This is a genomic window from Cryobacterium sp. PH31-O1 (assembly GCF_030063455.1).
In the GTDB taxonomy this organism is placed as follows: Bacteria; Actinomycetota; Actinomycetes; order Actinomycetales; family Microbacteriaceae; genus Cryobacterium.
Genome location: NZ_JASITB010000006.1, coordinates 166,372 through 179,386, shown reverse-complemented (window position 1 = coordinate 179,386; position 13,015 = coordinate 166,372). Strand labels below are relative to the sequence as shown.

The 13,015-nt window shown below is 66.3% G+C and carries 12 protein-coding genes; 7 read left to right on the top strand and 5 right to left on the bottom strand.

What is annotated here, in order from left to right; translation table 11 throughout:
- Positions 1-132: 132 nt before the first annotated feature.
- Positions 133-717, bottom strand: a complete 585-nt coding sequence (locus QMK31_RS13480) for an SOUL family heme-binding protein (RefSeq protein ID WP_283501458.1) — start codon at positions 715-717, stop codon at positions 133-135.
- A gap of 161 nt (positions 718-878) precedes the next feature.
- Here QMK31_RS13480 and QMK31_RS13475 point away from each other — a divergent pair, with 161 nt between their 5' ends.
- Positions 879-1,646 (top strand): ABC transporter ATP-binding protein, encoded by a 768-nt coding sequence (locus QMK31_RS13475; RefSeq protein ID WP_283501457.1) that lies wholly within the window; start codon positions 879-881, stop codon positions 1,644-1,646.
- Complete coding sequence (locus QMK31_RS13470) at positions 1,643-2,377, top strand: ABC transporter permease (RefSeq protein ID WP_283501456.1); 735 nt, start codon at positions 1,643-1,645, stop codon at positions 2,375-2,377. Before QMK31_RS13475 ends, QMK31_RS13470 begins: the two co-directional genes overlap by 4 nt.
- A gap of 46 nt (positions 2,378-2,423) precedes the next feature.
- Here the strand turns inward: QMK31_RS13470 and QMK31_RS13465 are convergent, their stop codons facing one another.
- Positions 2,424-3,917 (bottom strand): glycoside hydrolase family 1 protein, encoded by a 1,494-nt coding sequence (locus QMK31_RS13465; protein ID WP_283501455.1) that lies wholly within the window; start codon positions 3,915-3,917, stop codon positions 2,424-2,426.
- Positions 3,918-4,055: 138 nt separating this feature from the next.
- Between QMK31_RS13465 and QMK31_RS13460 the strand changes: the two genes are divergently transcribed.
- From QMK31_RS13460 to QMK31_RS13440, 5 genes are all read left to right on the top strand, one after another.
- Positions 4,056-6,287: a hypothetical protein gene (locus tag QMK31_RS13460; protein ID WP_283501454.1), complete on the top strand. Its 2,232-nt coding sequence runs from the start codon at positions 4,056-4,058 to the stop codon at positions 6,285-6,287.
- A 26-nt stretch (positions 6,288-6,313) separates the two neighbouring features.
- Positions 6,314-7,240, top strand: coding sequence for a Ppx/GppA phosphatase family protein (locus tag QMK31_RS13455; protein WP_283501453.1), 927 nt, complete (start codon positions 6,314-6,316; stop codon positions 7,238-7,240).
- A 37-nt stretch (positions 7,241-7,277) separates the two neighbouring features.
- Positions 7,278-7,829 carry a dihydrofolate reductase family protein gene (locus tag QMK31_RS13450; RefSeq protein WP_283501452.1) on the top strand — a complete coding sequence of 184 codons (552 nt, stop codon included), beginning with the start codon at positions 7,278-7,280 and terminating at the stop codon, positions 7,827-7,829.
- A complete protein-coding gene (locus QMK31_RS13445) occupies positions 7,826-8,221 on the top strand; it encodes a RidA family protein (protein ID WP_283501451.1) in 396 nt (131 codons plus the stop codon). The genes QMK31_RS13450 and QMK31_RS13445 overlap by 4 nt, the downstream gene beginning before the upstream one ends.
- A 122-nt stretch (positions 8,222-8,343) precedes the next feature.
- A complete protein-coding gene (locus QMK31_RS13440) occupies positions 8,344-10,230 on the top strand; it encodes an HNH endonuclease signature motif containing protein (protein ID WP_283501450.1) in 1,887 nt (628 codons plus the stop codon).
- A gap of 171 nt (positions 10,231-10,401) precedes the next feature.
- On the opposite strand, the gene QMK31_RS13435 is transcribed toward QMK31_RS13440, so the two are convergent.
- From QMK31_RS13435 to QMK31_RS13425, 3 genes are all read right to left on the bottom strand, one after another.
- The gene (locus tag QMK31_RS13435) at positions 10,402-10,950 is read right to left on the bottom strand and encodes a hypothetical protein (protein WP_283501449.1); all 549 of its coding nucleotides are present in this window, start codon (positions 10,948-10,950) and stop codon (positions 10,402-10,404) included.
- 180 nt (positions 10,951-11,130) lie between these two features.
- Positions 11,131-11,673 (bottom strand): DUF7010 family protein, encoded by a 543-nt coding sequence (locus QMK31_RS13430; RefSeq protein WP_283501448.1) that lies wholly within the window; start codon positions 11,671-11,673, stop codon positions 11,131-11,133.
- Between the two features lie 280 nt (positions 11,674-11,953).
- On the bottom strand, positions 11,954-12,772 hold the full coding sequence (locus tag QMK31_RS13425; RefSeq protein ID WP_283501447.1) for a hypothetical protein: 819 nt from the start codon (positions 12,770-12,772) through the stop codon (positions 11,954-11,956).
- Between the last annotated feature and the right edge of the window lie 243 nt (positions 12,773-13,015).

Here is a 13,015-nt window from a genome sequence, read left to right as displayed (position 1 = left end):
TGAACTGGCCAAAACGACCCCCCGTGCGTACCTGCCAATACTAACCGCGACCCCGGAGGCTCCCACCCGCTTCCCATGACACTCCAAGCAACCTCTGGGCGGGGAGCCCGGCGAAGGCAGGGCGAGCGCTGGTCAGCCGGGATCTTCGACGTCGAGCAGGACCTCGTTGCGGCGCAAGAACCACGGCTTGAACGGCGGATCGAATCGCGCGAACCTCGGCGATCCTAGGGCGGTGAGTCCGGCGGCGGTGAGCGCCCCGCGTAATTCATCGAGATGCTGTTCGTAGCTGGTTTGGCTCCAGCGTCCACGGAAGCGGAGTGCACCGGCCAGACTTTCGGGTACCGTGCGCACGTGCACGGCGGGGTCGGTGGGTTGCGGCGCCGTTTCGGCCGTCAGACCCTCGGGCAGCACGAAAGCCACCCGGAATCGTTCACCGGCTGCGGCGCCAGCCGCGTCTTCCGCTCTCTCCTGCAGCACTGGCGCGGTCATCGCGATCTTTTCTGCGGCATCCGCTTGCACCACCGGCGCCGTCATGGCAACTTTCTGCAGTGACTGGTTGGCTCCGGTGATGTAGGCAAACAAATATCGGAAGGCGCGATTACCAGCGTCCTCGAATGGACCATCGGTGGTGACTTCGGCCACCAGATGCGCGGGGTATCGGCGCAATTCAAAAGCGTCGTAACTTTTCACGACGTGGTACGGCTGTTGCTCGGTCACGCACCGAAGCTACTGCAGGTGGCTGGGTGCCCGCTCTGCATCTCGGATCCGCATCAGAGTTGAATAGGCAACGAGGGACCGAGTGCCGACCGCGACACGAGCGGTACCACGTCGCCCATTGTGGGCTTGACAGGAAGTCTGCAGCGGCGGAGAGTTCGGACATGGTGAACAGTTCCAGCCCAGCGGTCAACGTGACCGATCTGCACGTACGACGGGGGAAACATCCGGTGCTGCATGGGCTGTCGGTCAGTGTTCCCCGCGGCGTCGTGGTGGGGCTGCTCGGCCCGAGCGGATGCGGTAAAACGACGCTGATGCGAACAATTGTCGGCGTGCAGGTGGTGCAGTCCGGTACGGTGACGGTGCTCGGCCACGAGGCCGGGTCGGCGTCACTCCGGCACAGGGTGGGCTACGTGACGCAGGACGCGAGCGTCTACGACGACCTCACCGTGCGGCAAAACCTGCAGTATTTTCGGGCCGTTCTGGGTGCTCCGCGCCGGGACGTCGACCGGGTTCTGGCCCTCACCGATCTCACGAGCCAGGCGGGGCAACTCGTCGGCTCGCTCAGCGGCGGGCAGCGCAGCCGGGTGTCGCTGGCCGGTGCCCTGCTCGGCTCTCCCGACCTGCTCGTTCTCGACGAGCCGACCGTGGGCCTCGACCCGCTGCTGCGGGTCGAGCTGTGGACCCTGTTCCATCAGCTTGCCGCCGTTGGAACGAGTCTTCTTGTCTCCAGTCATGTGATGGACGAGGCCAGCCGCTGCGACCGACTACTTCTCATGCGGGACGGCGAGATCCTGGCCGATGACACCCCGGCGGGGTTGCTGGCCGCGACCGGCGCCGAGGACACCGAGGGGGCATTTCTGGCGCTGATCCGACGGCATCCGCACCCTGATGGTTCACTGCGTGATTCGAGCGACGGGAACCCCTCATGACCCCGCAACGCACCCTCGCGACCGCCGGCCGGGTGCTGAGCCAGGTGCGACACGACCCCCGCACGATTGTGCTGCTGCTCGTGGTGCCGAGCCTGCTGATCGGGCTGCTCGCCTGGATTTTCTCTGACACGCCCGTGTTCGCCACGATCGGGCCGGGCATGATCGCGTTGTTCCCATTCATCGTGATGTTTCTCGTGACGAGCATCACGACCTTGCGGGAACGCCGCACCGGCACGCTCGAGCGGCTGCTGTCAATGCCGCTCGGCAAGGGCGACCTCATTCTCGGGTACACGCTCGCGTTCGGGCTGCTCGCGGTAGCGCAGTCCGCGGTGGCGGTGGGGTTCGCGGTGTGGGTCTGTGGGCTCCAGATCAGTGGATCGATCTGGCTGCTGCTTGCCGTCGCCGTGGCGGACGCGGTACTCGGCACGACGCTCGGCCTGCTCGCGAGCGCGTTCGCCCGCACGGAGTTCCAGGTCGTGCAGTTCATGCCGGCGCTGGTCTTTCCGCAGATTCTGCTCGGAGGCATTTTTCTGCCGCGCGACCAGCTGCCCGACGCGCTGCGCGCGATCAGCGACTGGTTACCGCTGTCACACGCGATCGATGCCCTGCAGGCCGTCGCGACCGATACCCAAGACGCCGCCTATATCGGCGGGGAGCTTCTCATCATCGGCGCGTGGATCGTCGGGGCGGTCGTGCTGGGGTCGGTGACGCTGCGGCGGCGCACGCCGTAGCGAATGCTCAGGGATAAACACGAACGCCGGTGCGGTTTTTGGACCTTTAGCGGTTGGCGAGAGCGTGCTGCAGCCAGCGGTAGCTCTGCTTGGGGGTGCGGGTGCGGCGGTCATCGGCGAAGTCAACGTGCACGAGGCCGGTGGGCTGGGTGTAGCCGGCGTCCCACTCAAAGGCGTCGAGCAGGGACCAGAAAGCGACGCCGGCGAGGTCGATGGCGGCGGCAGGGGCCTCAGGCGCCGTCGCGTCGAAGGCTGCGATGAGATGTTCGGCGAGGTAGTCGATGCGGGCGGGATCGTGCACGGCGTGGCGGGCATCCGCATGGTCGGCGAAGGCACCGCCGGCCAATGAGAGGTAGACGGGGGGCAAATCGGGGTAGCGCACGGCCAGTTCGGCCAGCGCCACGGCCACATATTCTGGTGCGTTGACGGCGCCGGCGGACGTGGTGGGATGTTCGCGAAACGGCTCGAAGTGGAACGGCCACGACGGAGTGGGGATGGGCTGGCCCTCTGGGTTTTTTCGCAGCGTCGCACCGGCAGCAATGCGGGCGGGCGGGGTGTAGCTCAGGCCGTAGAAATCGAGCGGCTGCTGAATCGTGCGCAGGTCGGAGGGGTCGGTCTCGAGCACGCTGCGGAGCTCCACGGCGAACGATTCGAGCGGGTCGGGGTAGTGGCCGAGCAGCACCGGGTCGGCGAACAGCCGGTTCGCCAGCAGGTCGTAGAGCGCAGCATAGGAGCGGTCCTGGTCGCGATCGGTCGCGGGTTGCACGGGGGTGTGGCAATTGACGAGGCCGATACGCCCCCGCACGTCGGCGGCGCGCAGCGCCTGCACCGCGAGTCCGTGCCCGAGCAACTGATGGTGCGCGCTCGGTAATGCGTCAAACAGCAGGGTTCGGCCGGGCGCGTGGCTGCCGAGGGCATAGCCATTCATGGTGACCGTGGCCGGCTCGTTCAGGGTGATCCAGGCGTCGATGCGGTCGCCGAAGGCCTCCCCCACCGCGTGGGCATAGTCGGCGAAGCGGCCGGCAGTGTCGCGGTTCAGCCAGCCACCGCGCAGGGCCACCGGCGTATCCCAGTGCGAGAGCGTGGCGGTCGAACGGATGCCGTCGGCCAGCAGCGCGTCGAGCAAACGATCGTAGAACGCGAGTCCGTTACGGTGCAGGGCCCCACGACCGTCCGGCTGCAGCCGGGTCCAGCCGAAGGAGAACCGATAGGAATCGACACCGAGGTCGTGCAGGAGCGCGGCGTCCTCTGCGTAGTTCTTGACATGGTCGGCTGAGACGGAGGCGTTGGAGCCGTCGCGGATGCGCCCGGACTGCTGGCTGAAGGCGTCCCAGACGCTGTCGCCGCGGCCGCCGTCCCGGGCGGCCCCCTCGATTTGGAAAGCGGAGGTGGCCACGGCCACCTCGAACCCGGTCGGCAGGCGATCACCGAGCTCACCGGCGCGGTGTTCCCAGTCGCGGGCGGCGACGGCGCGCGTCGAGGACGGTCTGGGCGTGGGATTCATCGGGGTGCGACTCTTTTCGGCGGCGACGCGGGGCATCCGCTTCGTGTTAAGGGTGTCACGTTTGGGGGCGGGTGGAGGCGCCTCGAAGAATTCCCATAGTTTGTTACGTGATTCCGGGCGTGGAAGGTTGACTTTCGCGCTGTCTGCCCCTCAAATTGGGGCAGGGGGTGCCGTGTGTCAGATTTGGCTCGAATCGAGGGATCGAACATTTTGGCGCGCGCGCGACGTTCGCGCAGCGTGGCGGTGGTCGCGGCCCTGCTGCTCGGTTGCGCCCTGGCTCTCGCTGCGCCCGTCGTGCCGACGGCCCAGGCCGACGACGCACCGGCACCGGCCACGGCCGAGTCGACGACGTCGGTGACCGAGAATCCGGTGCCGAACACCACCCTCGCGCCCGCGTCGAGCCCGCAGGTCGAAACCCCACGCGACGGACAATTCATTGGCAGCAATCGCACGACCGTCTCCGGTTCGAAGGCTGTCGACCAGGAAATTCAGTTGCTGTCGCCGCGCGGTGGAGACCCTTTGTGCATAGTCGGCGATTCGTCGACGTCGTGGAGTTGCGACAACGTCTTCCTGCAAAACGGGCCCAATATCAACCTTCGCGTGGTCGTGACCGGTGATCCGAGCTTGAGCGACGAAATTGCCGTGGCCGTGCTCGGCGCCCCGACTGTACTCGGCGGCCTGACCGGGCCGGAATCCAACGGCTGGGTACGCGGAACCGGGCACCCCCAGGCCATCGTGACCGCGACGTTGCCCAGCAATGACACCTGCACCAGCACCGTCGACGCTTCCGGCGCCTGGGCGTGCCTGTTCTCTGGCCTGAGCGATGGCAGCCGCGACGTATCGGCGAGCCAGACGTCGTCGTTCAGTGAACCGTCGTCGTCGAACGCGAGCGAGCCTCTCACGATCGCTTTCGACCTCACCGCACCGGATGCCCCGGTCGTGACGGCTCCCAATGCCGGTGCGCAAGTGCCGGTCGCCGGCACTCAATACACCGGCACCGGCGAAACGGGCGCCACGGTGACGGTGTTCGCGGGTGCGTACTCGGTCTGCTCCGCCCCGGTGACCGGCGGCAGCTGGAGTTGCTCGGCCGGCGGAGTGGCCGCCGGGTCGTACTCGGTCGTCGCCGTGCAAAAGGATGTCGCCGGCAACGTCGGCCAGGGCAGCACTCCCCGGTCGATCAGCTACGTCGCCGAAACGACGCCGACGCCTACTGAGTCCGCATCGACAACGCCACCGGTCACGCCGACCCCGAGCCCGGCGGCCTCGCCGTCACCGGATGGTTCGGCGGCCGTTCCCGGCCCGACGGCCGCTCCTTCGCCGACGCCGGGACCGGGTGCCGCCCCTCCGGATCCGGAAGCGGCGGAGCCCGACGCGGCGGGGGCATCCGCTTTTCCCGGCCAGTGGAATGACCCGACCCGGTTCGCCGCGGCCATCGGCCCAACCGGCACCGGATCGCCGTTTCCCTGGTTGCAGGCCGGTTTGCTCGCTCTCGGCGCCCTGTTGTTGATCGCGGTACCACTGCGCCTGCTCGCTGGCACCATTTCGCGCACGCGCGGCGGCCGGCTTCTGCGCCAGATGCCGTCCCTGGCCGGACGGAATCGCGTTCGCGAGGAGTTCGAAGTCGCCCCGACGGTGCGCCTCAATCGCTGGTTGCGCGGTGGCGCAGCGCTACTGGCCGCGGCGACGTTCGTCATGCTCTCCGGGCCGGTCGTGGATCAGCCCGCCTACCTGCGCTTGCTCGTCGCCGTGATCATCGGGCTGGCTCTGGTGAACGCGGTGGCCATTCTGGTTCCGCTGTGGTGGAGTTCGCGCGTGCTGAGACTGCGCGGAACGGTCACTTTTCTGCCGCGCTACCTGCTTCTCATTGCTGCCGCCGCGATCGCGTCACGGTTGTTCGACGTGCACCCAGCCCTGCTGTTCGGACTGCTCGGCAGCGTCACTTTCAGCACCACAACGGATGCCGCTGGCCAGGCCGGCGCCCAGCCCAAGCAGCCCACGGCCGCGCAGCGCGGCCAACTCGCCGCCGTGCGGGTGGGCGCTCTCGCCACGATCGCCGTGCTCGCCTGGTCGCTCGGATCGCTGCTGCCCGGTGCGAGCAATTTTGCCACGTCGCTCGCTGCGGAAACGGGCAACACCATCGTGCTCGCCGCGATCGGCTCGGCGGTGCTGATTCTGGTGCCCGTCGGCCATACCAGTGGGCGACGCATTCTGGCCTGGTCGCCGACGCTGTGGACCGGTCTAACCGTCGTCACCTACGGCATCCTGTTCGCAGCGCTCGCCCCCGTGGTCGAACAGTGGCAGAGCGAGGGTGCCGGGATGGCACTCTGGATCGCCGCCGCAACCTTCGCCGCGCTGTGCGCCAGCGCGTGGGTGTGGCAGCGGTTCGTAACACCGAGCCAACGCTAGGCCGCCGCAGGCTGTATCGTACCAATGTGCGCCTAGGAGTTCTCGACGTCGGTTCCAATACCGTCCATCTGTTGGTCGTCGACGCGCACGAAGGCGCTCCGCCCGTGCCGATGGCCGCCGACAAGAGTGTGCTGCGTCTCATGCGCTACATCACGCCAGAGGGCGCCATCAATGACGAGGGCGTCGCGGAGGTTCTCTCTGCCGTGCAGCACGCAGCGGATGTCGCGACGCGGCACAATATCGACGAACTGCTGCCATTCGCCACCTCAGCCCTGCGCGACGCAACCAACGGCCCGGAGTTGCTGGACCGTGTCGAACGAGAAACCGGTGTCGCCCTGCAGGTATTGTCGGGTGAAGACGAAGCCCGGCTGACTTTTCTGGCCGTGCGACGTTGGTACGGCTGGTCGGCCGGCAATATTCTGCTGTTCGACATCGGCGGCGGGTCCTTGGAGATCGCGGCCGGTGGCAGTGAGTTTCCCGACGTCGCTCTGTCGCTGCCGCTCGGCGCTGGGCGCAGCACGATCGGGTTCCTGCACCACGATCCTCCGCTGCCGGAGGAGGTGTCTGCGCTGCGGGGGCATGCGGCATCCGTTCTGCGCGATGCGGTGGGCGCGTTCGCCCAGTTGCCGGCACCGCAGCACATTGTCGGATCGTCGAAGGCGATTCGTTCCCTGGCGCGACTGGCCGGCACGACGTCAGACGGCGTCGGAGCCGCGGATCGACTGCGGCTGGGCCGAACCGAACTCGACGACTGGGTGCCCCGTCTCGCCCGCATTCCCGCTGAAGCCCGCCCAGCCCTACCGGGCATCACCGCCGACCGCACCTTTCAGATCGTCGCCGGAGGTATTGTGCTCGGAGCGGCTATGGCTGCGTTCGGGGCTGCGGAACTCGAGGTCTCACCGTGGGCGCTGCGCGAGGGCGTCATTCTGCGCTATCTCGACCGACTGCGCTGATCGGTACTAGCATTTCACCGAACTTGGGAGAACTCTGATGCGAAAACTGACCGCCGGCCTGTTCATGTCCCTCGATGGCGTGGTGGAGTCGCCGAACCTCTGGCAATTCGACAGCTTCGACGAGGAGCTGGGCGTCGAGATGACCGCCATGATGAACCGGGTCGACACGGTGCTGCTCGGTAGGGTCGGCTACGAGCAGTGGGCTGGCTATTGGCCCAGCGCCGAGAATGACGATCCGTTCGGCTCCTTCATCAATCCAGTGCCGAAGTTCGTCGCCTCGCGCACGCTCACCGGCGACCTGGCCTGGCGGAATTCCACGCTGATCACCGGCGACCTGAACGAATTCGTGACCGACCTGAAGAACACCGAGGGCGGCGAAATCTCGCTGGTTGGCGGCATTTCGCTGGTGCGTCAACTTCTCTTCGCCGGCCTGCTCGACTCCCTCACCGTGATGACGCACCCCGTCATCGCGGGCGAAGGCCGTCACCTGTTCGAACCGACCGACCCGATGACCCGGCTGGCGTTGCAGAATTCCTTGATGACGAGCAAGGGCAACGCGCTGCTCACCTACGGCCTGCGCGCACCATGACCTCGCTTCCCACACCGATCGACCCGCCCGAGCTTTTTCGCAGCCACGCCTTCGCGCAGGGCATGATCGCTCCGGCGGGGCCGACGCTGTACGTTGGCGGGCAAAACGGTTCCGACAGCACGGGCGCGCTTCTTGAGGGGCTCGGCGCGCAGACCGAGCAGGCACTGCGCAATGTGCTCGCCGTCCTCGCCGAAGCTGGGACCGGCCCCGAGTACGTGGTGAAACTGACGATCTACCTCGCGATTGGCATCGACCCCGGCGAGGCCTATGCCGCGACCGCTGCAGTTTGGGGAGATCGCCGAACCACCGTCACGGTGCTCGCCGTCACACCGGCGCGGGCAGGCGCGCTGGTCGAGATCGACGCGGTGGCCGCTATCCCCGATCGCTATTAGTTCGGGGTCGCACGGACCGGTCTCGAAAACCCGACCTCCAGTGCGAATGCAGCTTCGGTCAGAAATCCCAGCACATGTGAGAATCCCTCGACTTTGCGGGTTGAGCTTGGTACACTTGTTCTATGAGCCAGAGCGGCGACACCCCCCACGAGCAGGGCGTGATTGAGCGCTTCTTGGCGGGGCTGCCCGACAGCGACTATGCGTACTGGTCGTCCGATGAAGACCGAGCCTGGAAGGCTGCGTTCCGGGAGGAATGCCGGGTGGTCTGGGAGGCCGAAGAAGCTTCCGATGCCGCTGCTGCCAAAGCGGCGGCGGCGCAGAACCCCCGGCTCGCTGACGGCCCGCCCATCCCGGCTGGCCTGGACCTGACCGAGGTGTTCGCCGCGGTGCCGCCCGAGCACCTGTTCGACCAGGACCTCCGCGAGGAGTTCCTCTACACCGAGTACCTCGCGGCCAATTTCCTTCCGGACGATTTCCGCCCGGACGATTTCCGCCCGGCCGATTTTCTCTCGGCCGATTTTCGCCCGGACGAGCACCCCGACCCGGCCGAGCACCCCGACCCGGCCGACGGCGGCCCGGCCGAGTCGCTGAGTCCGTTCCAGCGGCATCAGGCGCAGTTCGTGGACCGGGTGCTCTACCTCGAGAAGATCATCGCCTGGGCCCAAGCCGGCAAAGCCGACGTCCTTACCGAGGCGTGGGACTACACCACCAACACCGCCGAAACCGGCCGGCCCCTGTCCGGGCCGGGCCACGAACATGACTGGGATGCGACCTTCGCCGCGCAGCAGGGCCTGGTCGCGGAGATGGCGTGCGCGCTGCGCATCCCCTCCGGCACCGCCTCCGGCCTGCTCCAGGAGAGCCGGCAACTGGTGGTCGAGCGGCCCGATACTCTCACCGCGCTCCGCAGCGGCGAGATCTCCCTCCGCCATGCCCGCCGGCTGCTCGACCAGCTCGGCTCCGTGCCGCAGCCCGCTCGCGCCGAACTGGAAGCGGTGCTCCTCCCGCACGCCCGCAGGCTCACCCCCACCCAGTTCGACGGTAAGGCCCGCAAACTACGCGAACGCTTCCACCCCGACAGCATCACCCTGCGTCGCGCCCGGTGCCTGGCTGATCGCCGAGTGCAGTTCTTCCCCGACAAGGACGGCATGGCCACCCTCTGGCTGCGCGCCGCCGGTGAGGACCTTCAGGCGGTCTACACCCGCGTCACCGACGCCGCCCTCAGCCTGCAAGGCCCCGACGAAGAGCGCACCCTCAGCCAGCTGCGCGCCGATGTCGCCGTCGACCTCCTCCAGCAGGGCGTCACCGGCAGCGGCCTCGGCGCCGGCCTGACCGCCAACGTCAATATCACCGTGCCGGTGCTCACGCTGATGGGACGAAGCGAACAACCCGGCGACCTCGAAGGCTACGGCCCGATCGACCCGAAAACCGCCCGCCGCCTCGCCGGCACCGCAACGAGTTTCCTGCGCATCCTCACCCACCCCCACACCGGCATCGTGCTCGACGTCAGCCAAGAACCCTTCCGGGTACCGGCCAGCCTGAAGAAGTACCTGCGGCTGCGCGATGGAACCTGCCGGTTCCCCGGCTGCAACCGCTCCGCCGGCCACAGCGACCTCGACCACACCATCGACAAACAATTCGGCGGCCCCACCACCGCCACCAACCTGCACTTCCTCTCCCCCGCCCACCACAACCTGAAGCACTTCAGCGACTGGAAAGCCATCGCCACCCCCGACGGCACCCTGCACTGGACCAGCCCCACCGGCAAACACTACGCCACCGACCCCGCCACCCGCATCAGCCCACCACGACAACACACCGACCCACCACCAGCAAAACCAGCCCCACCACCACCCCTGAACGACCCCTGGACCTCCGACTGGAATGCCACCAGCGACAACGACCCCACCACCACAGACACCACAGACACCACAGACACCACATTGCCGAACTTGGACGCCCCCAAGGCCGATATCCCCACTGCCGACGACCCCAATCCCGCACCATTCTAGGAGCGCGGATGGCCCCGCCCGCTGGCCCCCGCCAGCTTCTCCGCCGGCCTTTTCCAAGCCACGCCCTGAGCTGATGCTTGGGATGTTCGGGGCAGACGAGGGGGCACGCGATCAGGATGCTTTAAAGGCCGATCCGTGCCGCCAGGCCCTTACCCGGCCGCGCTGCCTTGATCACAGTCGTGCGAGTTGAGTCTTCCAATATGCCTTGCACTCAACCGCCGCCTCGGGCGAGACTAGTTGGTTGTGTTGCACTGCGACGCGACACTTGCCGGCTGCCGTTTCGTTGACCGTGACATTGACCCGTGAGTCGTCCTCCAATTGGCAACGCCAATAACGCCACTTCGCGGTGGCGGAAGTGCTGGGCTTGTCTGTCACCTTTAGCCCGTTGAACGAGGTGCGCCCGTCGACCACGGCTATCCACGCGGCAATTGCCGCGTCCATCGAGCCTGATACTGACTTACTGGCACTGGCGGCAAAGGTGCCGTCCCCCTGCTGCCCCGGGATGCGGCGCCCGATGTGCTGCTCGTAGGCGATCGTGATGCCCTGCGCCCACCAGCCGTGATTCTTCAGCTCCAGATGCGCGATTGCATCCTGCACCAGTGGCACGATGTCGGGATGGGCAAGTTGCCTTCCGCCCATCGCGTCGATCAGGGCAACCCACTCGGGCCAACTGCGTTGCGTCACTTTCACGTAGGGGCCGACGCCGTGTGGTTTCGTCATGGGCCGAATCTACCTGACGACACTCACAGCACACAGGCATCCGTTCGATGAGTAGCAATGCAGACAAGACAGTCGCTCGCGCCGCGGGCACGGCCTGATCGTCATCGTCGACTCTCGGCGCCGGTCCGTCGAGGTCAGGATGACGTGCTTACCGAAGAGGAACCGGCCTCGAGTATGAGGTCAAACCGACTGGGTCTCGTCCTGCGCACGAAACAAGAGCACCGCGAAGAGCAGAAAAACTCCGGCGCCCAGCCAGCCGCTGATGCCTCCGAGTTCTGGCGCAAAAAAGAGTGCACTCACTCCGATCAGCATCAGCGTCCCGGCCAGAACGGCGAATATGCGCATGCCGTAGAGCGAGATGAAGACGAGGTAATGCGCTCCAACGACTATGAGCGCCGCGGGAAAGAAGAGAACGGGCTCGTAGCTGCCGAGCGCGATGGCGGGGAGCAGCCCGAGGGGCACGGTAAACGCGCACTGCAGGGCCAGAGCAGCTGACGGATGCCCCTTCGGCAAGGCGGTCGGGCCGCCCAGGAGCTTCATGAGAAGGGTGCTCAGCGGGAAGATCAACATGCCGCCGAAGAACAGCGTAGCCATGCCCGCAGGCACCGACCCCCACGTGAACACTGCGCTGGCCGCGGCCCATACGATAGCGGAAACCAACGGTCCAGGAAATCCCGCGCGGTAGATGCGGCGCACGTCGGCCTGGGCTTGTGAAACTTCCATGTCATCCCCAAAGATCACGGCGAAGAGATACCCGCAGAAACGGGCACGCTCACGACAATGCCCCTACCTCGATCATGGCGCACCGGTCGCGACAGTGCTAATCGTGTTGGATTCGTCGTAGGCTCCGTCGTAGCCGTGTCGAACCAATTCTTGGAGGCTCTGCCCATGCCTCGAATCCTTCGGTTTGACCACGTCGGTGTCACCGTTCAGGACCTGGCTTTGGCCGCGCGAATCGGCTGACACGGCCACCAGCAACGTGTCCCCAAGGTGTGGGCCGGGATCAATGTGGCGATCGAAGCTGCGCGGGGTCCTGGAGCGCTGTACCGGGCTGGCAGCCGAGTTCTCCCCGCTCCAGCAAGATGGGGGCCGGCATCACTCGTGAAACAATGCCGTCGATCCGGGAGACGAGCACGCAATCATCCGGCGTGGACCCCATCGCCACGCCGACGTTTCCCTTGTCGACGATCACGGTCGGCGGGGCAACCTGCTGAAATTCGCCAACAGGTGCGTCGAGAAGGCCCAAGATTCGCGCCGTGATATCACTGCCGTCCGGTTTGAAGCGCGAGGTCTCGTCGGAAAGAACCTCTGTGGCCGCAGCCTCTGCGTTGTCGGCCACAACAAAGTGGATGCTCGTGTCAATCGGCGGGGTGACAGGAGAGACACTCGCGGAACACGACTCTTCGCGAAGATAGTCGGAGCTCTCCCATATTCGCTGGTCACTTACCCCGTAGTAGTCGAATTCGACCGCAAAGCAGGCGTCGAACGGCCCCTCACCCTGCACTCCAGTTTCGCCACCTGCCAGCTGAACTCGAAACGTCAGGACGCCGAACGGCTCGCTCAGCGACGCGGGCTCCTTCTCTTCGATTCCGACCAGGTGCACCAGACCGCGCGCAGACCTGTCGCCGTCGATAGACGATACAACGGACCGCGCAAAACCGTTGATGTCATCGGGCCGGTCCCCCGCCACCGACTTGACTACCTCACCAAGAAGGTGCCGAGCACGGGAACTCTGCGCGCTTGAGCCCTCAGCTAAGCAACCCGCAAGCAGCACGGTCAGCACAAGGAGAAATATGCCTGATCCTCTACGTTGCCCGATCATAGGCATAGCCTAGATCACACCGAGGAGGAGGTTCGAGTTGAGCGATCGCAACCTCGAGCCCTAAGGCATGCGCACCCTCGCCGCGGACCTTCAACCAGAATGGCCGCGAGCAACTGCGACTCTGGGCGGGCGAGGTTTGCAGCAGTGCTTGGCGGCTTCGCGACCAAAACGGCGGCGGCTTAAGCGTCGACTTCTTGCGGTTGGCCCGGCTCGCGTGCAGAATAAGCGTCACCAGTTGGCCAC

What these genes read in the sequence shown, in the direction of transcription:
- QMK31_RS13475 (WP_283501457.1), top strand. Translation starts at nt 879, where the DNA reads ATGGTGAACAGTTCCAGCCCAGCGGTCAACGTGACCGATCTGCACGTA.
- QMK31_RS13470 (WP_283501456.1), top strand. Translation starts at nt 1,643, where the DNA reads ATGACCCCGCAACGCACCCTCGCGACCGCCGGCCGGGTGCTGAGCCAG.
- QMK31_RS13465 (WP_283501455.1), bottom strand. Translation starts at nt 3,917, where the DNA reads ATGCCCCGCGTCGCCGCCGAAAAGAGTCGCACCCCGATGAATCCCACG.
- QMK31_RS13450 (WP_283501452.1), top strand. Translation starts at nt 7,278, where the DNA reads ATGCGAAAACTGACCGCCGGCCTGTTCATGTCCCTCGATGGCGTGGTG.
- QMK31_RS13445 (WP_283501451.1), top strand. Translation starts at nt 7,826, where the DNA reads ATGACCTCGCTTCCCACACCGATCGACCCGCCCGAGCTTTTTCGCAGC.
- QMK31_RS13440 (WP_283501450.1), top strand. Translation starts at nt 8,344, where the DNA reads ATGAGCCAGAGCGGCGACACCCCCCACGAGCAGGGCGTGATTGAGCGC.
- QMK31_RS13435 (WP_283501449.1), bottom strand. Translation starts at nt 10,950, where the DNA reads ATGACGAAACCACACGGCGTCGGCCCCTACGTGAAAGTGACGCAACGC.
- QMK31_RS13430 (WP_283501448.1), bottom strand. Translation starts at nt 11,673, where the DNA reads ATGGAAGTTTCACAAGCCCAGGCCGACGTGCGCCGCATCTACCGCGCG.
- QMK31_RS13425 (WP_283501447.1), bottom strand. Translation starts at nt 12,772, where the DNA reads ATGATCGGGCAACGTAGAGGATCAGGCATATTTCTCCTTGTGCTGACC.